The organism is Saccharopolyspora karakumensis, from assembly GCF_004349225.1.
Classification (GTDB): domain Bacteria; phylum Actinomycetota; class Actinomycetes; order Mycobacteriales; family Pseudonocardiaceae; genus Saccharopolyspora; species Saccharopolyspora endophytica.
This window is the reverse complement of the sequence record NZ_SMLA01000027.1, coordinates 59,509-79,108: the sequence shown is the minus strand read 5'-3', so window position 1 is coordinate 79,108 and position 19,600 is coordinate 59,509. Positions and strand designations below refer to the sequence as shown.

The window sequence follows — 19,600 nt, the reverse complement described above, 5'->3', positions numbered from 1 at the left end:
CCCCCTCGACCGATCCCGCACCCCGCCCGGGTGAACTCTCGGATCTCAGTGGAATTCGGCCTTCGGAGTTCGACTGACACCGGGGTCCGACCTCCACTGAAATCGTGGACACCCCGGGAGGAGGCGCTCGGTCGAGACGCGACCCCGTTGAACGGCGTTCTCCCACGGGTGATCCCGGCGAGCTCGAGCGCACCCGCGCGATAGCGTCGTCGCATGGCCATCAGCGAAGTTGATCGAGATTTCCTGCGGCGGGCCGTCGTGCTCGCCGAGCGCGCGCTGGAGTCCGGCGACGAACCGTTCGGTTCCGTGCTCGTCTCGCCCGAGGGCGACGTGCTGTTCGAGGACCACAACCACGTCGCGAGCGGAGACCGCACCCAGCACCCGGAGTTCGCGATCGCCCGGTGGGCGGCCGACAACCTCACCGCCGAGGTGCGTCCGCGGTGCACCGTCTACACCTCGGGTGAGCACTGCCCGATGTGCTCGGCGGCGCACGCCTGGGCCGGCCTGGGCCGCATCGTCTACGCGTCGTCGACCGAACAGCTGGGCCAGTGGGCCGCCGAGCTGGGGCTGCCCCTCTCCCCCGTCGCGGCGCTGCCGATCGCGGCGATCGTGCCCGAAGCCGAGGTCGACGGTCCCGACCCCGAGCTGGCCCCCGCGGTGCGCCGGCTCCACGCGCGACGGCTGTGACCCGCCGCAGCTGTGCGGTGCGCGACAATCGGTCGCGCCTCCGCGGATTCCGGGGGTGCCGATGAGCTTGATCGGCGATCATTCGCAGCATCACGTCGGGGGACGGCAGTGAGCACACGGGAACGGTTGCGAGCGCTGGTCGACGCGCCGCGGTTCCAGCAGTTCATCATCGGCGTCATCCTGGTCAACGCGGTGACGCTGGGCTGCGAGACCTCACCGGCGCTGGTCGCCGAGCACGGGGCGCTGCTGCACGCGGTGGACCGGATCGCGCTGGCGATCTTCGCCGCCGAACTCGCCGCACGCCTCTACGCCCACGGGCCGAAGTTCTTCCGCGATCCGTGGAACTGCTTCGACGCGGTCATCGTCGGCATCGCTCTGCTGCCCACTTCGGGCTCGTTCGGGGTGCTGCGGGCGTTGCGGATCCTGCGAGCGCTGCGGCTGATCTCCGCCATCCCCAGCATGCGCCGGGTGGTCGGAGCACTGCTGGGAGCACTCCCCGGCATGGCCTCGATCGCCGCTCTGCTGGGGCTGATCCTCTACGTCGGCTCGGTCGTCGCGACCAAGCTGTTCAGCACCGTCGCCCCCGAGTACTTCGGTGACCTGGGCGCCTCGCTGTTCACGCTGTTCCAGGTCATGACGGGTGAGGCGTGGTCGGAGGTGGCGCGCTCGGTGATGGAGGCCGAACCGCTGGCCTGGATCTTCTTCATCTCCTACATCGCCGTCACGACGTTCACCGTGCTCAACCTGTTCATCGCGGTGACCGTCTCGGCGATGGAATCGCAGGTCGCGCGCGAGCACGAGATCGCCGAGGAGAACCAGACCGCGATCCTGCTCGCCGAGATCCAGCAGCTGCGCGACGAGGTCCGCGGGCTGCACGCCGCCGACCGGCAGCGCCAGGAGAGCTGAATCAGGAAGTGGCGCCGCCACTTCACCACCGAATTCGAGGAGCCACGACGTGGACGAGCGCTTGGTGCTGTGGGACGTCGACCACACGCTGATCGACTCCCTGGGCTTGGGCGGAGCGGCCTACCAGCGGATCTTCCCGCAGGTCACCGGACAGCCGATGCGCCGACCAGCGCTGATGGACGGCCGCACGGACCTCGGCACCATCGACCACATGCTGCGCTCGCACGACATCGAGCCGACCCGTGAGCTGGTGGCCGCGATGACCGCCGCTCTGGCCGGGGTTTTCGACGAGGTTCGAGTGGAACTGGCCGACAACGGCCGGGTTCTGCCCGGAGCGCGGGAGGCCCTGGTGGCGTTCGACGCCGATCCGCTGGTGCACCAGAGCGTGCTGACCGGCAACACCGCCGAGGTGGCGCGGATCAAGCTCGGCGCGTTCGGCCTCCTCGACCACGTCGACCTCGACATCGGCGCGTTCGGCGACGACCACCTGCGGCGAGGCGGATTGGTGCCCATCGCCCGGGAGCGCGCCGCGGACAAGCTCGGGATCGACTTCGCCCCGGAGCGGACCGTGCTGATCGGCGACACGCTCAACGACGTGCGCGCGGCGCAGGAGTCCGGCGCGCACCTCATCGCGGTCGCCACCGGTTCCTACAGCGCCGACGAACTGCGGTCCGCCGGCGCCGAGGTCGTCTTCGACGCCCTGCCCGCACCGGAGGAACTCCGGCTGGCGCTGGGCTGAGATCCCGGTCCTGGGCGGCCTGCCCCCGTCGGCGACGAGCAGGCCGCGTCCTCCAGGACTCCGCTCATCGGCCCATCCGCCGGTAGAAGCGCTCGCGGTCGACGGTGGCCACCTGGTGGTGCAGCACGCCGGCCTGCTGGCCGGTGTCGACGTTGAACGCGCGGGCGGTCCAGGTCTGGCGGCCGACGTCGGGCGCGGGGCCGCGCTCGACCTCGATGCGCACGGCCTGCCCGGGCAGCGTCGGCGCGGTGTGCTCGTACACGCCGCCGCAGCCGAGCATCGCGAACTCGTCCGGCACGTCCGGGGCCAGCAGCTCCCATGTCGCGTCCTCCAGCATCGCGATCAGCGTGCCGGTGGCGAGCACCGGTTCGCCGCGCCTGGCCAGCAGCGTCCCGGGCAGGATTCGCGGGACGGTGTGCGCGGCGGTGATCGTGCGGGTGCAGGCATGCACCTGGACGGGCTGGGTGTTGGTCACGGCTGGCCCCCTCCCAGCAGCGACGGTGCCGTGGTGATCACCGCGCCGCCGGTGCGGATCGGGTCCTCCAGCAGGCCGGGTTCGCACGGGTGACGCCAGAACACCGCGCAGTCCGGGCAGAACCAGCGCAGCAGCGGCGGTTCCATCCAGCGGACCTCTTCGGTGCACAGTGGACAGTTCAGCGCCAGGCTTTCCGGCGCCGGCCCGTATCGATTCAGCTCGACCGCGGTCATCCCGCTCCTCCCGTTGATGAAGACGAAGCGGATCTTCCGGTGTCCGCTTCGTCCGGGGTATCGGTCGCACCAAGATCGAAACTGAAGAGGCCCGATCGGCGCCGTGCACCGATCGGGCGTCATCTCAGGCTTCGCCGTGAGGAACGATCCACAAGGGATCACCCGGTCGTGCAGCAACCAAAATGACCCGGTAACAATCTGTTCCGTTACTCCACTGTGGACTTCGTCACAAGGAACGCCGACACGCGCTCCGCTCGCCCGATCACGGAGCGCCCGACCCCGGGCGGCACCCGCACCGTCGCGCGGGGCGCGTTCCGGAGCCTGCGGCGCGTTTCGGCGGTGTCGAACATGGCGTCGCGCTCCCCCGCGATCGCCAGCACCGGCATCGGCAGACCGGCCAGCTGAGCATCGGTGAACACCGGGATCCGTTCGGTCCGAGGCCGGAACGCGCGGTAGGTCTCGGTGAGGTAGTCCAGGAACGACGAGTCGTCCACTCCGCCGCTCGCTCTTGCAGACCTTCACCTCGTCCATCGCCTACCCCATTCTTACCTATCAGACTCCATCATTTCGCACGATAGGACCGCTTGAGCAACTTCTCATCGATTTTCTCGCGAACCTGGAAAATGGGCTTGAGTCTCCAGCCGGTGGAAGGTCGAAGGTGAATCCCGTGAGCGAGAAACCCGAGCTGTTCACCATCGGTGAGCTGGCGCAACGCACCGGACTGGCGGTGCGCACCATCCGCTTCTGGTCCGACAGCGACGTCGTCGCGCCCAGCGGGCGTTCGGCCGGCGGCTACCGGCTCTACGACGCCGAAGCCGTGGCACGCCTGGACCTGGTCCGCACGTTGCGGGAACTGGGCCTGGACCTGCCGTCGGTTCGTCGGGTGCTGACCAGCCAGGTGACGGTCCAGGACGTGGCCGAGGCGCACCTGGCGGCGCTCGACGCGGAACTGCGCACGCTGCAGGCCAGGCGCTCGGTGCTGCGGTGGATCGCTCGACGTGGAACCACTACCGAGGAGATGAGGACCATGCACGAAGTGGCGAAGATGTCGGCCGACGAGCGCCAGCGCATCATCGACGACTTCGTCCAGAGCACCTTCGACGGCATCGACGACGACGCTCCGGGCGCGGACATCGCCCAGGGCATGCGCTCGATGCCCGCCGCACTACCGGCCGATCCGTCCACCGAGCAGGTGGACGCCTGGATCGAACTCGCCGAGCTGGTCAGCGACGAGGACTTCCGGCGACGCTGCCGCGAGATGGCGGTGACCGGTTCGCAGGGCATCGATCAGCCCGGCGGCTACTCGCCGGAGAAGACGATGGAGCACGCCGCCGCGGCGCTGCGCGACGGGATCGCCCCGGATTCCGCCCGCGGCAAGGAGGTTCTGGACCGCATCGTCGACGCGGACCTGAGCTCTGAGGAGCGGCTCGCGCTGGCCGACACGGTCGAGACCTTCACCGACCGCCGGGTGGAGCGCTACTGGCAACTGCTCGGCGTGCTCAACGGCTGGCCGGCCTTCGACCCGCACATTCCCGACTTCGAGTGGCTCATCGAAGCCCTCCGGGCGCACGCCTGACCGGTCGCGCGAAAGTCGCGTCGCCGGGTCAGACGTTGCGGAGGACGGAGACGACGGTTCCGAGGATGACGGCGTCGTCGCCGTCGATGACCTCGTAGGCGGGGTTGCGCGGTTCGAGGTAGACGTGGCCGTTGCGGCGGCGGAACACCTTGACCGTGGCCTCGTCGTCGAGCATCGCGGCGACGATCTGCCCGGAGTGCGCCTCGGGCTGCTGGCGCACGACCACGATGTCGCCGTCGCAGATCGCGGCGTCGACCATCGAGTCACCGCGCACTCGCAGTCCGAAGACGTTGCCGCGCCCGGTGAGCTCGCGCGGCAACGTCAGCACGTCGTCGACGTGCTCCTCCGCGGAGATCGGCGCACCGGCGGCGATGTCGCCGACGACCGGGACCGGAACGGACTGCTCGTCGGTGGGCCGGGACTGCCGGTCCTGCAGGAAGATCCGCACGTCGATGGGCCGGGAGAGGGTTTCGCTGCGCCGCAGGAAGCCCTTCTCCTCCAGGCTCGCCAGGTGGCGCGACACCGAGGAGGCCGAGCGCAGCCCGACCGCTTCACCGATCTGCCGAGTGCTCGGCGCGTAGCCGTGCTTGACCACCCAGTCCCGGATCGTGGCCAGAATGCGCTGCTGGCGCTCCGGCAGGATCGAGGTGTCCAGGTGCTCTAGGTCGAGATCGTCGAATGCGGTCATCCGGAGCATCGTAATCGTCCCGTCGGCGGGATGATCGACCTGGTCACCGCCACCCCGGCCGCCCTCACCCCGAGCGCATTATTGAAACATGTTCTACCGCTCGGGTAGCGTCATCGGACATGGGACGTGTGGACGGCACAGCAGCCATCATTTCCGGTGGCGCCCGGGGCATGGGCGCCGCGCACGCCCGGGCCCTGGTCGCCGAGGGCGGGAAGGTCGTCATCGGCGACATCCTCGACGCCGAGGGGGCGGCGCTGGCCGAGGAGCTCGGCGACGCGGCGCGCCACGTCCACCTGGACGTGACGAAGCCGGACGACTGGAAGCAGGCCGTCGACGTCGCCGTCGGCGAGTTCGGTCTGCTCAACGTGCTGGTCAACAACGCGGGAATCGTCAACGGCAGCACCATCGAGCACTTCGACCTGGCCCGCTGGCAGCAGATCCTCGACGTCAACCTCACCGGCACGTTCCTGGGCATCCAGGCCGTGGTGGAACCGATGAAGGCGGCCGGCGGCGGGTCGATCATGAACATCTCGTCGGTCGAGGGACTGCGCGGAAGCCCTTGGGCGCACGGCTACGTCGCCACCAAGTGGGGCGTGCGAGGATTGGCGAAGTCGGCGGCGCTGGAGCTGGCGCCGCACAAGATCCGCGTGAACTCCCTCCACCCCGGCATGGTCCGGACCCCGATGACCGAGAACCTGCCCGAGGACGTGGTGAAGACGCCGCTGGGCCGGGCCGCCGCCCCGGAGGAGGTGGCGACCTTCGTGGTGTTCCTGGCCAGCGAGGAGTCGTCGTTCGCCACGGGTTCGGAGTTCGTCGTCGACGGCGGACTGGTCGCCGACGTGCCGCACAAGTGAGTTCGAGCCGCGTCACGCGGTGGCGTGCTGGATGATCAGGGCGCGGAGGGTGTCGATCGCGTGGGTTCGGGCTCCGGTGAGCTCCGGGGCGTCGAGCGTCGCCCTGGCGTGGGCGACCTCGCGAGGTGCGGGTGAGTCTCGGGTGAGGGCGTCGAGCACTTCCGGGTCGCGGCCCCACGTTCCGCCGAGGACGACCAGGTGCGGGTCTGCGCAGGCGATCATGGCCAGGACCACCCCGCGGAGGGCGTCGGCCAGGTGCGGCAGGAGGTCGTCGTAGCGAGCGCGGAGCGCGTCGACGTCGATGGCGGTCGTGCCCGGTTGGCGGAGGCCGGTTTCGCGGAAGAACTCGGTGAAGTGGAGGGCCGAGCCGTCCGGCCCCGTCGTGATCACGTGGGCGATCTCGCCGGTCAGCCCGCTGCCCCCGCGGCGGACCTCGCCGTCGGCGACCACCGCTGCTCCCAGTCCTTCGCCGAGGTGCAGGTAGACGAAGTCGTCGACTCCGGACGCGCAGCCGCTGTCCCGCTCGGCGCGGGCCGACCAGTTCACGTCGTTGTCGACCAGGACGTCGCCGGAGACGAAGGGGTTCAGCACCGCGACCGGGTCGAGGTCGCCGACGAGGAACGGTTCGTCGGGCAGGTGGACCAGCCGACCGGTCCGGCGATCGACCGGGTCCGCGGCGCTGATCACCGCGCAGCGCAACGGCATGCGGTCGGCGAGTTCCCCGGCGACCTCGCGCAGCGCGGCCGCCGCTGCCTCCGACCCGGGCGCGCGCCCCAGCTCGGCCCGAGCACCGGCGACGACGGCGCCGAAGGCGTCGACGGCCTCGGCCTGCACACCGCGCGGGGTGATCTCGGCGACCAGTGCCGCACCCGACTCGGGCACCAGCGAGTAGTAGGAGCCGGCCCTGCCCCTGCCGGTGGTCCGCTCCCCCGTGTCGGCGAGCACGCCGCCCTCGGTGAGCCTGCGGACGCTGTCGGAGATCGTGGGCTTGGAGATCCCGGTCAGCGCGGCGATCTCGGTGCGGGTCAGCCGCTCGCCCTCCATGATCGCGCGCAGCACGTGCTCGTCGGTCATGGAGCGCAGCAGCTCCAGCGAGGGCTTGGCGGTCGACACCCGGCCAGTTTAGTCAGGAGTGTTGCCCAAATGCTCGGCACCGGTTACGTTCGACCCATCACGCATTTAGTTAAGAGCCCTGACCAAAGGAGTTCGGGGATGACCACCACACCCGAAACCCTGTCGGCGTTGCCGCACTGGGAAACCCCGCCCGAAGACCTCTCCGGCGCGATCCGGGAGATCAAGGCCGCGCTCCGCGCCCGCATCGAGGCGTCCGGGCGCAGCGTCGAAGAGGTCTTCGCCGTCGTGGAGGAGCACGTCCGCACGCGCGTGGCCGAGATCCGGGAGCTGCGGGAACGCGGCGAAGCGATCTGGCCGGTGATCGACTACGCCGACATCGCCGCGGGCACCGTGCCCGCCGAGCAGGTCGAGGCGGCGCGCAAGCGCGGTTGCGCCGTGGTGCGCGGGCACTTCGAGCGCTCGCAGGCGCTGCTCTGGGACGAGAGCATCGTCCACTACGTCGAGCGCAACGCGTTCTTCGAGAACTACCGCGGCCCGGGCGACGACTTCTTCGGCAGCGTCGGCTCGAAACCCGAGATCTACCCGATCTACTGGTCGCAGGCCCAGATGCGCGCGCGGCAGAGCGACCGGACGGCTCGGGTGCAGTCGTTCCTGAACTCCTTCTGGAAGCACGAGTCGAACGGCGTGCGCTGGTTCGACCCGGACCGCGACGCGCTGTACCCGGACCGGATCCGGCGCCGGCCGGAGGGAGCCGACTCGGCCGGCCTGGGCACTCACAGCGACCCGGGCACCCTGGACCTGTGGATGACCGCCTCCTACCAGCGGGCGTTCCGGCACCTCTTCGACGGCAGCGTCGAGCAGTACGACCCGTGGGACGCCGCGCACCGCACCTCGGCCGGCCAGTACCCGGGATCGACGATGTGCTCGGCGTTCCGCACCTTCCAGGGCTGGACGGCGCTGTCGGACATGGCCCACGACCAGGGCGTGCTGCACACCGTGCCGATCCCGGAGGCCATGGCCTACCTCATGCTGCGCCCGCTGCTGCCCGACGTCCCCGACGACGACATGTGCGGGGTGACCACCAACCAGGTCTTCCCCGCCGACCACAAGTGGCACTCCGACCTGCTCGACGGTTTGGTCGGGATTCCCGACGTCGAGGCGGGCGACTCGGTGTGGTGGCACTGCGACATGATCCACAGCGTCGCGCCCGTCGCCGACCAGCGCGGGTGGGGCAACGTCATGTACATCCCGGCAGCGCCGTGGTGCCCGCGCAACGAGGAGTACGCCGCGAGCGTCCGCGAGGCGTTCCTGACCGGGTCCAGCCCCACCGACTTCCCCGCCGAGCACTACGAGCGCGACTGGGAAGGCCGCTTCACCTACGACCAGCTCAACGAGACCGGCCGTCGGGGAATGGGTTTCACCGAAGGCTGATCATCGCTGACGACCCGTCCGGCCTTCGGGCGACGGGTTTCGGACGAGCTGGTGCGACGTGATCGCGAACGCCGTGGCGAGAGCGGCGACACCCAGGACCGGCAGGGCGCGCGCGATCAGCGGGGCCGCGCCGAGCGGGTCGACGCCCGCGAGGGTTTCGGCGACCACGATCGCCGCGAAGGCGCCGTAACCGGCTGCCGCAAGCCGAACCACGTTCAGCCGGAAAGCTTCTGAACCGTCGGTGAAGCGCAGCAGCCAGGCGATCGCGGGCAGGACGAGGACGCCGTGCATGGTGGCGGCGTGACCCGGCTTGAGCGTGGCGGTGAACGCGAACGCCGGGGTCACGTCGCCCTGCGTGCGGGTGAGCACCTGGCCGCCCGCCAGCATCAGCACACCGATCGCCATCGCCAGCAGCAGCGCCAGGAACCCCACCCGCAGGGCCAGGAGCATCCCCGGATCGACCTCGTCGTGACGGCGCAGCGCGAGCACCGTCGAGGTCACGACCACCGCCACGATCACCACCGCGCCCGAAGCCGCTGCGACGGCCGCCACGAGGTCCAGCCCGGTCGCCCTGTCCGGCGGGATGAAGTGCGAGGGAACCCTCCGCCACGCCTGCGCGGTGATCCCGGCGACCTCGACCGCGCCGGCCGTCGCGAACGCGATGAGCAGCCGGGCGCGCGTGCGCCGTGCCATCGGCAGGAACGACAGGACCCAGGTCAGCGTCGCCACGGTCAGCCCGAACGAGAGCCCGAAGGTCGTCGGTTTGCGCCACGACACCGGCCCGCTCCACGTCCCTCCCGTCGCGAGAAGCACCCCCAGGTGGGCGATCCCGCTCGCCACGAGCACCGCGGCGACCAGGTAGCAGGCGCGTTCGACCCGCGTTCCGCCCCGGTACGCCTCGGCCAGGCCGTTGCCGATCATCGCCATCGCAGATCGCATGTCCGCTCCCCCGTCGCTGCCGCCTCGTCGAGCGTGCGCCCCTCGCCGATCCGGGACGTCCGCCGTCGCGCGACACCGCGCCTGCGCGCACCGACGTAGCTCCGCGAAATCAGGCGCCTGCTCCGGCCGAGGCGGGGCCACCGCCAGCGTCGATGCCGAGCCGGTATCGGTGGATGCTCAATCGGATTTGGACGCGCATCGATGACCGGCTCTAACGTCAGCTCCGACCGAGCACCGGACCTGGAGGAAACGATGTCCCGCTTCTCGCCCGCCGAAGCCGCCGAACGGCTCGCCAGCGGGCTTCTCTCGTTCCCGGTGACGCACTTCCGCGATGACCTCAGCTTCGACGAGGCCGCGTACCGGGACAACATCGGCTGGCTCTCCGGCTTCGGCGCGACCGGACTGTTCGCCGCGGGCGGGACGGGCGAGTTCTTCTCCCTGACCCCCGCGGAGGTGGAATCCGTGGTGACCGCCGCCGTGCAGGAGGTGCCCGCTGACATCCCGGTGATCGCCCCCGCCGGCTACGGCACCGCCACCGCCGTCGAGCTGGCGCGCGCCGCCGAGCGCGCCGGAGCCGACGGCGTGCTCCTGCTCCCGCCGTACCTCACCGAGGCACCGCAGGAGGGCCTGGTCGAGCACGTCCGCGCGGTGTGCGCGGCCACCGACCTGGGCCTGATCATCTACAGCCGAGCCAACGCCGTCTACGCCGACACGACGGTCGAGCGGCTGGCCGAGGAGTGCCCGAACCTCATCGGGTTCAAGGACGGTGTCGGCGACATCGAGAAGATGACCCGCATCTACTCGCGCGTCGGGGACCGGTTGACCTACGTCGGCGGACTGCCGACTGCTGAGACGTTCGCGCTGCCCTACCTGGAGATGGGCATGACGACCTACTCCTCGGCGATGTACAACTTCGTGCCCGAGTTCGCGGTGCGCTTCTACAACGCCGTCCGCGAGCGCGACCGGGTCGCGGTCTACCGCTACCTCAACGAGTTCGTGCTGCCCTACTGCGACATCCGCAACCGCAGCGCGGGGTACGCCGTGAGCATCGTCAAGGCGGGCATGCGCGCCATCGGCCGTCCGGCGGGCCCGGTCCGCGCGCCGCTGGTCGATCTCGACGAGACCGAGCTGGCGATGCTGACCGAGCTGATCGACCGCGTCCCGGAGGCGGGAGCATGACCGAACCGACCGGACAGATGCTCATCGCCGGCACTCCGGTGTCCGGCTCCGGCGAGAAGATCCGCGCCATCGACCCGAGCACGGGGTCCGAGCTGGAACCGCCGTTCGGCCACGGCGACGCCACCGACGTCGAACGCGCCTGCACCGCAGCGGCCGAGGCGTTCGGGCCGTACCGGCGGATGCCGATCACCGAGCGGGCGCGGTTCCTGGAGCGCATCGCCGACAACATCGAGCGGGTGGGTGACGCGCTGGTCGAGCGCGCGCACGCCGAGTCGGGACTGCCGGTGGCGCGGTTGACCGGTGAGCGCGGTCGCACGACCGGGCAGCTGCGGATGTTCGCGACGCTGCTGCGCGCGGGAGACCACGACATCCCGCGCATCGACCCGGCCCTGCCCGACCGCACGCCCCCTCGCCCGGACATCCGGCAGCGCCAGGTCCCGCTGGGACCGGTGGCGGTGTTCGGCGCCAGCAACTTCCCGCTGGCCTTCTCGGTGGCGGGCGGCGACACGGCCTCGGCGCTGGCGGCCGGGTGCCCGGTGGTGGTCAAGGGCCACGACGCCCATCCTGGGACCTCCGAGCTGGTGGGCCGGGCGATCGCCGGCGCGGTCGCCGACCTCGGACTTCCGGCGGGCACCTTCTCGCTGCTGTTCGGCGACGGTCCCGATCTCGGCATCCGGCTGGTGACCGATCCGCGCATCCAGGCGGTCGGCTTCACCGGTTCGCGCACCGGGGGCCTGGCGCTGGTGGCCGCCGCGCAGTCGCGGCCGCGGCCGATCCCGGTCTACGCGGAGATGAGCAGCACCAACCCGGTGTTCCTGCTGCCGGGTGCGCTGGCCGAGCGCGGTTCGCGGATCGCCACCGGTTTCGCGGGGTCGTTGACGCTGGGCGCGGGTCAGTTCTGCACCAACCCGGGGATCGTGGTGGCCGTCGACGGGCCGGAGTTGCGCTCCTTCCTCGACACCGCCGCCGACGCGGTGGCCGAGCGCGAAGCGGGCACCATGCTCACCCCGGGCATCGCTCGCGCCTACGCCGAGGGCGTGTCCCGGCTCGCCGAGCACCCCGCGGTGCAGGTGCTGGCGCAGGGGCCGGAGACGGATCTCCCGGTGGCGGGCCGCCCGGCGCTGGTGGTCACCGACGCCGAGGCGTTCATCGGCGACGAGTCGTTGCAGCAGGAGGTCTTCGGGTCCTGCTCGGTCGTCGTGCGCTGCCGCGACGCCGCGCAGCTCCGCGAGGTCGCCGAGTCGCTGGAGGGCCAGCTGACCGTCACCGTGCACGCCGCCGGGGACGACCACGCCGAGGCGGCCGAGCTGCTGGACGTGCTGGAGCTCAAGGCGGGCCGGATCCTGTTCGACGGCTGGCCGACCGGGGTCGAGGTCGGCCACGCGATGGTCCACGGTGGACCACATCCGTCCACTTCGGACTCCCGCATGACGTCGGTGGGCACGCCGGCCGTCGAGCGCTTCCAGCGGCCGGTGGCCTACCAGGACGTTCCCGCCGCGCTGCTGCCCAGCTCGCTGGCCGACCACAACCCGGACGGGCTGCTTCGCCGGATCGACGGCGAACCCGGCAGGCACTGACCACACGGAGAGCGAACATGACACCCGTGATCTCCCAGATGCGCGTGATCCCGGTCGCCGGGCACGACAGCATGCTGCTCAACCTCAGCGGTGCGCACGCGCCGTTCTTCACCCGGAACCTGCTGGTGCTCACCGATTCCGACGGCCGCACCGGAGTCGGCGAGGTGCCCGGCGGTGAGCCGATCCGCTCGACCCTGGAGGACTCGGCAGAGCTGGTCGTCGGGAAGCCGGTGGCACGACTCCGCTCGGTGCTGCGCGAAGTGCACGCCCGCTTCGCCGACCGCGACGCGGGCGGACGCGGCGCGCAGACCTTCGACCTGCGCGTCACCGTGCACGCGGTGACCGCGATCGAGTCGGCGATGCTGGACCTGCTCGGCAAGCACCTCGGCGTGCCGGTGGCCGAACTGCTCGGTGACGGGCAGCAGCGGGCCGAAGTTCCGGTGCTCGGCTACCTGTTCTTCGTCGGCGACCGCACCAGGACCGACCTGCCGTACCTCACCGGCGAGGACGGCACCGACGACTGGACGCGGCTGCGCCACGAGGAAGCCCTGACCCCGGAATCGGTGGTGCGGCTGGCCGAGGCGGCACGCGAGCGCTACGGGTTCCGCGACTTCAAGCTCAAGGGCGGCGTGCTGCCCGCCAGGCAGGAGGCCGAGGCGGTCACCGCGCTCGCCGAGCGGTTCGACGACGCGCGAATCACGGTGGACCCCAACGGGGGCTGGCTGCTGTCGGAGGCCATCGAGGTCGGTCGCGGGTTGCGCGACGTGCTCGCCTACGCCGAGGACCCGTGCGGCGCGGAGGGCGGCTACTCCGGCCGGGAGACGATGGCCGAGTTCCGCCGCGCCACCGGGCTTCCCACCGCCACCAACATGATCGCCACCGATTGGCGGCAGCTGGGCCACGCGGTGCGCGCGAACGCCGTGGACATCCCGCTGGCCGATCCGCACTTCTGGACCATGAGCGGCTCGGTGCGCGTGGCGCAGTTCTGCCACGACTGGGGTCTCACGTGGGGTTCGCACTCCAACAACCACTTCGACGTCTCGCTGGCGATGTTCACCCACGTCGCGGCGGCGGCACCGGGTGAGATCACCGCGATCGACACGCACTGGATCTGGCAGGACGGCCAGCGGCTGACCCGCGAGCCGCTGCGCATCTCCGAGGGCCTGCTGCCGGTTCCCACCGCTGCGGGACTGGGCGTGGAGCTCGACGAAGACCGGGTTCAGGCGGCCCACGAGCTCTACCTCGAGCACGGCCTCGGCTCCCGGGACGACGCCGCGGCCATGCAACACCTCATCCCGGGCTGGACCTTCGACCCCAAACGCCCTGCCCTCGACCGGAACTGACCCACCCAACCCCTCAGGCGATCGATCCCCAACCCGAGAACCGCAGTCCTCAGACACCCGATAACCGCAGTTTTCAGGACCCCGATTACGGCGGTTTTCCGGGGCACGGATTGCGGCGGTCTTCCGGGGCCTGAATACCGCAGTTCTCCGGGACCTGATGACGGCGGTATTCCGTCTCTCGATCGCCTGGTGGAGTGCACCCTGACGGAGGAAGGCAACGATGCCTACCCGATCGACGGACTTCTTGTCGAGAACGATCACCCTGGCCGCCGATGAGGCGCCGGAGACCGCTTGGACGCTGCCGCCCTGGGCGCTGCTGCTGCTCGTGGCAGGCGGGATCGCGCTGCTCCTGCTGCTGGTGATCAAGGCCAAGCTGCACGCGTTCGTCGCTCTGCTGGTGGTCAGCGTCGCGGTGGCGGCGGTCGCCGGCATCAGCCCCACCGAGATCCCCGGACTGCTCGAGGACGGGATGGGCGACACCCTCGGCGAGATCGCCATCATCGTGGCGCTGGGCGCGATGCTCGGCCGGTTGATCCAGGAATCCGGGGCATCCGAGGTGCTGTCCGGACGGCTGCTGGCCGCGTTCGGCGAGCGCCGGGCTCCGATGGCGGTCGGGTTGACCGCGCTGATCTTCGGCATCCCGGTGTTCTTCGACGTCGGGTTCATCATCCTGCTGCCGCTGATCTACTCGGTGGCGCAGCGCTCCGGCCGTTCGGTGATCAGCATCGCGCTGCCCGCCGTCGGTGGACTGGCCATCATGCACGCCGTGCTGCCGCCGCACCCCGGCCCGGTGGCCGCGGCCGGCCTGTTGGGCGCGAACCTCGGCTGGGTCACGATCATGGGCCTGATCTGCGGACTTCCCGCGTGGTTCATCGGCGCGTACCTCTTCGGCACGCGCGTCGGTGACAAGCTGGGCACGCCCGTTCCCACGCAGCTGCTGGGCGAGGCCCGCGAGCAGGCCGGGACATCCGGGGGCGGCGTGACGACGCAGGCTCCGCCGTCGCTGCGGGTGACGGTCGGGGTGATCCTGCTGCCGGTCGTGCTGATCATGTTCAACACCTTCGCCGAGGTCGTGCTCCCGGAGGGAGCGGTCCGCGAGGTGCTGACGTTCATCGGCGCACCGGTGATCGCGCTGAGCATCGCCACGCTGCTGTCGTTCTGGGTGCTGGGGCTGCGCGGCGGGTTCTCGATGGAGCGCATCGAGAAGGCCGCTTCGGCGTCCCTGGGTCCGGTGGCGCTGGTCCTGCTGGTCACCGGTGCGGGCGGGGTGTTCGGCGCGGTCCTGGAGGCCACCGGTGCCGGTCAGGCCCTCGCCGACCTGCTGGGCGGGACGTCGTTGCCGGTGGTGGTGCTGGCGTTCCTGATCGCCACCGCGCTGCGCGTGGCGCTGGGCTCCAAGACGGTCGCGATCGTGACCACCGCGCCGATCGTGGCTCCGCTCATCCACGAGCTCGGGCTCTCCCAGCCGGAGATCGCCCTGGTCGTGGTGGCGGTCGCCGCGGGCGGCACCGTGCTCTCGCACGTCAACGACTCGGGCTTCTGGCTGTTCAACCGCTACATGGACATCGACATCCGCACCACCCTCAAGAGCTGGACCCTCATGGAGACCTTCATGGGCGGCACGGCCTTCCTCATCGCGGCAGCCCTCAGCGCGGTCCTCTCCCTCACCTGACCACCACGATTCCGATGCCCCGTTCCCCGGGGGCCGCGCACCGGAGTCCCGTCTCCCCCGTCGCCGTGGTCCTGTCCCGAGCACCGGATTGCAGTGGAGATCGGGGTTCTGATTTCCACTGCAATCGGGAACCGCACCCCGGGAGGTGACGCGGTGTGCCGTGTCGGGGCCGTTCGAGCGGGTCAGTGCTCGGAGACGGGGTGGCGGGTGAAATCCCTCGGGATGATGAGGTCTTCGAGGGTGAGTTCGTCGATCGAGGGGCGGGCGAGGGCCAGCAGCGAGGAGTCGATGCCGGACCGGAGGATGTCGAAGACGTTGCGGACTCCGGCTTGGCCCTCGGCCGCGAGGCCCCACAGGTAGGCGCGGCCGATGAGGACGGCCCGGGCGCCCAGTGCGAGCGCCTTGACGACATCGCTGCCGCGCCGGATTCCGCCGTCCAGCAGGACTTCCAGGTCCTCGCCGACGGCGTCGGCGATCGCCGGGAGGAGCCGGATGGTGCCCGGCGTGGAGTCGAGGTTGTTGCCGCCGTGGTTGGACACCGAGATCGCCGTCGCGCCGATGTCGCGGGCGCGGCGGGCGTCGTCGGGATGCGTGATGCCCTTGATCATGAACGGCCCGCCCCAGCGCTCCCGCAACCAGGCGATGTCCTCCCAGGTCGGAGGTGGGGTGAACATCCACTCGCCGTAGGCGCCGAAGAAGGTCGGCGCGGCTTCGCCGCGCGGCACCATGTTCGGCGTGGTCAGGTCCGGCAGCCCGTGCCGCAGGAACCCGCGCAGCCATCGGGGCCGCAGCAGTCCCTGCGGGGCGAAGCTCAACTTCGTGCGCAGGTCCAGCTTCTCCGGGATCGGGGGACTCCCCCAGTCCCGCCCGGTGGCGAAGCACCAGTCGAGGGTGACGATGAGGCCCTTCGCCCCGGCCTCTCGGGCGCGTTCGGCGCGGGCCAGCACCTTCTCCCGATCGCCCACCCAGTAGACCTGGAACAACGTCTTCGGGTTGGCCGCGGCCACGTCCTCGACGGATCGGCTGGCGAACGAGGACAAGCCGATCGCCGTGCCCACCTCCGCCGCCGCCCGCGCGACCGCGACCTCGCCCTCCGGGTGCACGGCCTGCACGCCGGTCGGTGACACCAGCACCGGAAGCGACAGCTCCTGCTCCATCACGGTCGTGGACATGTCCCGCTCGGCAGGCAGGTCCGCCACGCGCGGCGCGAAGCCGAGCTCGCCGAACGCCCTGATGTTGTCGTTGAGCGTGGCGCCGCGCTCGCTGCCCGCCACCAGCGCCAGGTACACCGACCTGGGCAGTCGTCTGCGGGCGCGCCGGTGCGCCTCCGCCACTGTTTCGAACCACTCCGCCATGCCGCACCACGCTAGGGCCAGGTGCGACCGCGAGCACCGTGCGACCGGGCCCACCCCACCCGTCCGATCGAACGGGTGCGGCGCGGGCACCTGTCCGATCGGACGGGTACCGCCCTCCCCGTTCGTCCGGAACCGGGTTCTCGGACGAGGGGTCTTGGTTCGCAGCCGTTCTCCCCGCGTGATCCGGGGCACTAGCTTCCGGGACGTGGCCGGGTTCGACGCCGACGTCCCCCGGGACCGGCCGGGTTCCCCCTTCGCCCGGCCGGAGAGCAACGTGCAACGACGCGCGTGGAAAGGACAGCGACATGCAGGTCGACGAGCTGCTCAAGCCGTTCCCGATCAAGGAGTTCCACCCGTTCCCCCGCGCCCTGCTGGGACCCGGTTCGCACGAGATGATCGGCCCGGAGGCGCTGAAGCTGGGCTTCAAGAAGACCCTGGTGATGACCTCGGGCCTGCGCGGCACCGACATCGTGCACAAGATCGTCGAGTCGATGCGCTACCACGGCCTGGAAGTGGTGGTCTACGACCAGGTCGAGTCCAATCCCAAGGACTACAACGTGATGGACTCCGTCGCGATGTACCAGGAGAACCACTGCGACTCGTTCGTGTCGATCGGTGGCGGCTCCTCGCACGACGCCTGCAAGGGCGCGCGCATCTCGGTGGCCCACGACGGCCGCAACGTCAACGAGTTCGAGGGCTTCAACAAGTCCGAGAACCCGAAGAACCCGCCGCACATCGCCGTTTCCACCACGGCGGGCACGGGTTCGGAGACGTCCTGGGCCTACGTCATCACCGACACCACCACCGATCCCGGCAACCCGCACAAGTACGTCGCCTTCGACGACAACTCGGTGACCACGCTCGCCGTCGACGACCCGGTGCTCTACTACGACTGCCCGGTCGACTACACCGCCCAGTGCGGTTTCGACGTGCTGGCGCACGCCTCCGAGCCCTACGTGTCGCGGCTGAACTTCCAGCCGTCGTTGGGAAACGCGCTGCACGCCATCAAGCTGACCGCCGAGAACCTGCGCCAGGCGGTGTGGAACGGACAGGACCTGGCCGGCCGCGAGGGCATGATGTACGCGCAGTACATCGCCGCGCAGGCGTTCAACTCGGGCGGGCTGGGCATCATCCACTCGATCTCGCACGCCGTGAGCGCCTTCTACGACACCCACCACGGGCTCAACAACGCCGTCGCGCTGCCGCGCGTGTGGGCGTTCAACATGCCGGTGGCCTACAAGCGCTTCGCCGCCATCGCCGAGGCGATGGGCATCGACACCCACGGCATGACCGACCCGCAAGCGGCCGATGCCGCGCTCAACGCCGCGATCCGGCTGCTGCGCGACGTGGGCATCCCGGAGCGGTTCGTCGACGTCAACGCCGACAGCTACTCGAAGAACCGGCTCGGGCAGGGCCCGACGAAGTTCTACGAGCAGGCCAAGGAGATCAAGGGCGACTCCGGCGACGTCGACCGCATCACCCACCACGTCCTCGGCGACGCCTGCACCCCGGGCAACGCCAAGGAGTGCACCTTCGACACCGTGCGCCCGGTGGTCGAGCACTGCATGACCGGGGATCTGGACGACCTGCTGACCTGATCCCTCCCCGGACCGGCCGTGGTGTCGCGCCCTCCGACCGCGCGGCACCACGGCCTTCCCACCACCGCACCGCTCGAACTCCGGAGGTATCGCAGTGCTCGACGACATCGCGGATCAGCCCGGCGACAAGCCCTTCGAGTCGGTGGAGGAGGTGATCAACCGGTTCGGCGAGCACGGCTACATCGCCGACCGCAGGCTGGCCACCACCGTCTACCTCCAGTCCAGGCTGGACAAGCCGCTGCTGCTGGAAGGCCCTGCGGGCGTGGGCAAGACCGAACTCGCCAAGACGCTGGCCGAGGCCACCGGCCGGAAGCTGCTGCGGTTGCAGTGCTACGAGGGCCAGGACGAGAGCAAGGCGCTCTACGAGTGGGACTACGGCAAGCAGCTGCTCTACACGCAGATGCTCCGGGACAAGATCGGCGAGATCATCGCCGACGCACCGGACCTGTCCACCGCGATCGACCGGATCGGCGAGCAGGACAGCCTGTTCTTCTCCGACCGGTTCCTGGCCGCGCGGCCGCTGCTGGAGGCCATCCGCGGTGATGAGCCGGCGGTCCTGCTGGTCGACGAGGTGGACCGGGCCGACGAGGCCCTGGAAGCGGTGCTGCTGGAATGCCTGGCGGAGTTCCAGGTGTCGGTTCCCGAGGTCGGGACCTACACCGCGACGACGCCGCCGTACGTGGTGCTGACCTCCAACAACACGCGCGACCTGTCGGCGGCGCTGAAGCGCCGCTGCCTGCACCTGTTCCTGGACTACCCGGATCACGACCGCGAGCTGGAGATCGTCCGCTCGAAGCACACCGGACTGCCGGAGAACCTGGCCGAGCAGCTGGTTTCGGTGGTGCGGCAGCTCCGGGCGCTGAAGCTGCGCAAGGCCCCGTCGATCTCCGAGACCATCGACTGGGCCCGCACCCTGGCGGTCCTCGGCGCCGACGAACTCGGCTCGGAGGTGCTGGCGGAGACGGTGAACGTGGTCGTGAAGTACGAGCGCGACCTGCACCAGGCGCTCGACGTCATCGGGCACATGGCCGACCCCAACCGCGACATCCCGCACCAGCTGCCTACCCACGGGCACGGGCACGGGCACGGGCATGACCACGACCACGGCGAGGTCGACGGCCGGGAGGTGCGCGCGGCCAAGGACGCGCCCGGGCGGCACGACGACTCCTACTACGGCGCACCGGGTTCCGGCGGTTCCGGCCGGCGGCCGACGGGCGGCCAGGGGCATCGTTCGTTCTCAGCGGCGACCCGGCGCAAGTCGTGAGGAGCGGGCC

19 protein-coding genes are annotated in these 19,600 nt (G+C 70.4%); 12 read left to right on the top strand and 7 right to left on the bottom strand.

Annotated elements, in window-relative coordinates:
- The first annotated feature begins 213 nt into the window (after positions 1–213).
- The 3 genes from E1202_RS18270 to E1202_RS18260 all read left to right on the top strand — a co-directional run bounded on the left by E1202_RS18270 (position 214) and on the right by E1202_RS18260 (position 2,332).
- Positions 214–687: a nucleoside deaminase gene (locus E1202_RS18270; protein ID WP_132684354.1), complete on the top strand. Its 474-nt coding sequence runs from the start codon at positions 214–216 to the stop codon at positions 685–687.
- A gap of 108 nt (positions 688–795) precedes the next feature.
- Entirely contained in the window at positions 796–1,593 is a 798-nt protein-coding gene (locus E1202_RS18265) for an ion transporter (RefSeq protein ID WP_165943901.1), read from the top strand.
- A 49-nt stretch (positions 1,594–1,642) separates the two neighbouring features.
- The gene (locus tag E1202_RS18260; protein WP_132684353.1) at positions 1,643–2,332 is read left to right on the top strand and encodes an HAD hydrolase-like protein; all 690 of its coding nucleotides are present in this window, start codon (positions 1,643–1,645) and stop codon (positions 2,330–2,332) included.
- A gap of 64 nt (positions 2,333–2,396) precedes the next feature.
- On the opposite strand, the gene E1202_RS18255 is transcribed toward E1202_RS18260, so the two are convergent.
- The 3 genes from E1202_RS18255 to E1202_RS18245 form a co-directional block, all read right to left on the bottom strand.
- Positions 2,397–2,807, bottom strand: a complete 411-nt coding sequence (locus E1202_RS18255) for a thioesterase, FlK family (RefSeq protein WP_132684352.1) — start codon at positions 2,805–2,807, stop codon at positions 2,397–2,399.
- Complete coding sequence (locus E1202_RS18250) at positions 2,804–3,040, bottom strand: hypothetical protein (RefSeq protein WP_132684351.1); 237 nt, start codon at positions 3,038–3,040, stop codon at positions 2,804–2,806. The genes E1202_RS18255 and E1202_RS18250 overlap by 4 nt, the downstream gene beginning before the upstream one ends.
- Before the next feature lie 206 nt (positions 3,041–3,246).
- Positions 3,247–3,534: an alpha/beta fold hydrolase gene (locus tag E1202_RS18245; RefSeq protein WP_132684350.1), complete on the bottom strand. Its 288-nt coding sequence runs from the start codon at positions 3,532–3,534 to the stop codon at positions 3,247–3,249.
- A 173-nt stretch (positions 3,535–3,707) separates the two neighbouring features.
- Between E1202_RS18245 and E1202_RS18240 the strand changes: the two genes are divergently transcribed.
- Positions 3,708–4,616, top strand: coding sequence for a helix-turn-helix domain-containing protein (locus E1202_RS18240; protein WP_132684349.1), 909 nt, complete (start codon positions 3,708–3,710; stop codon positions 4,614–4,616).
- A 28-nt stretch (positions 4,617–4,644) separates the two neighbouring features.
- Here the strand turns inward: E1202_RS18240 and lexA are convergent, their stop codons facing one another.
- Positions 4,645–5,304 (bottom strand): transcriptional repressor LexA, encoded by a 660-nt coding sequence (gene lexA, locus E1202_RS18235; RefSeq protein WP_132674690.1) that lies wholly within the window; start codon positions 5,302–5,304, stop codon positions 4,645–4,647.
- A gap of 119 nt (positions 5,305–5,423) precedes the next feature.
- Between lexA and E1202_RS18230 the strand changes: the two genes are divergently transcribed.
- Positions 5,424–6,158 (top strand): glucose 1-dehydrogenase, encoded by a 735-nt coding sequence (locus E1202_RS18230; protein WP_132684348.1) that lies wholly within the window; start codon positions 5,424–5,426, stop codon positions 6,156–6,158.
- A 12-nt stretch (positions 6,159–6,170) separates the two neighbouring features.
- On the opposite strand, the gene E1202_RS18225 is transcribed toward E1202_RS18230, so the two are convergent.
- Complete coding sequence (locus E1202_RS18225) at positions 6,171–7,271, bottom strand: ROK family transcriptional regulator (protein ID WP_132684347.1); 1,101 nt, start codon at positions 7,269–7,271, stop codon at positions 6,171–6,173.
- Positions 7,272–7,370: 99 nt separating this feature from the next.
- Here E1202_RS18225 and E1202_RS18220 point away from each other — a divergent pair, with 99 nt between their 5' ends.
- Complete coding sequence (locus E1202_RS18220; RefSeq protein WP_132684346.1) at positions 7,371–8,663, top strand: DUF1479 domain-containing protein; 1,293 nt, start codon at positions 7,371–7,373, stop codon at positions 8,661–8,663.
- Here the strand turns inward: E1202_RS18220 and E1202_RS18215 are convergent, their stop codons facing one another.
- Entirely contained in the window at positions 8,664–9,602 is a 939-nt protein-coding gene (locus E1202_RS18215; protein WP_207918730.1) for a hypothetical protein, read from the bottom strand.
- A gap of 252 nt (positions 9,603–9,854) precedes the next feature.
- On the opposite strand from E1202_RS18215, the gene kdgD reads away from it, so the two are divergent.
- The 4 genes from kdgD to E1202_RS18195 all read left to right on the top strand — a co-directional run bounded on the left by kdgD (position 9,855) and on the right by E1202_RS18195 (position 15,373).
- Complete coding sequence (gene kdgD / locus E1202_RS18210; RefSeq protein ID WP_132684365.1) at positions 9,855–10,781, top strand: 5-dehydro-4-deoxyglucarate dehydratase; 927 nt, start codon at positions 9,855–9,857, stop codon at positions 10,779–10,781.
- Positions 10,778–12,358 carry an aldehyde dehydrogenase (NADP(+)) gene (locus E1202_RS18205; RefSeq protein WP_132684345.1) on the top strand — a complete coding sequence of 527 codons (1,581 nt, stop codon included), beginning with the start codon at positions 10,778–10,780 and terminating at the stop codon, positions 12,356–12,358. The genes kdgD and E1202_RS18205 overlap by 4 nt, the downstream gene beginning before the upstream one ends.
- Before the next feature lie 17 nt (positions 12,359–12,375).
- Positions 12,376–13,701, top strand: a complete 1,326-nt coding sequence (gene gudD, locus E1202_RS18200; RefSeq protein WP_132684344.1) for a glucarate dehydratase — start codon at positions 12,376–12,378, stop codon at positions 13,699–13,701.
- A 220-nt stretch (positions 13,702–13,921) separates the two neighbouring features.
- Complete coding sequence (locus tag E1202_RS18195) at positions 13,922–15,373, top strand: GntP family permease (protein ID WP_132684343.1); 1,452 nt, start codon at positions 13,922–13,924, stop codon at positions 15,371–15,373.
- 182 nt (positions 15,374–15,555) lie between these two features.
- On the opposite strand, the gene mftD is transcribed toward E1202_RS18195, so the two are convergent.
- Positions 15,556–16,728 (bottom strand): pre-mycofactocin synthase MftD, encoded by a 1,173-nt coding sequence (gene mftD / locus E1202_RS18190; RefSeq protein ID WP_132684342.1) that lies wholly within the window; start codon positions 16,726–16,728, stop codon positions 15,556–15,558.
- Positions 16,729–17,033: 305 nt separating this feature from the next.
- Between mftD and mdo the strand changes: the two genes are divergently transcribed.
- Positions 17,034–18,326, top strand: a complete 1,293-nt coding sequence (gene mdo, locus E1202_RS18185) for an NDMA-dependent methanol dehydrogenase (protein WP_132684341.1) — start codon at positions 17,034–17,036, stop codon at positions 18,324–18,326.
- A gap of 94 nt (positions 18,327–18,420) precedes the next feature.
- On the top strand, positions 18,421–19,590 hold the full coding sequence (locus tag E1202_RS18180) for an AAA family ATPase (RefSeq protein WP_235878600.1): 1,170 nt from the start codon (positions 18,421–18,423) through the stop codon (positions 19,588–19,590).
- Positions 19,591–19,600: the final 10 nt, after the last annotated feature.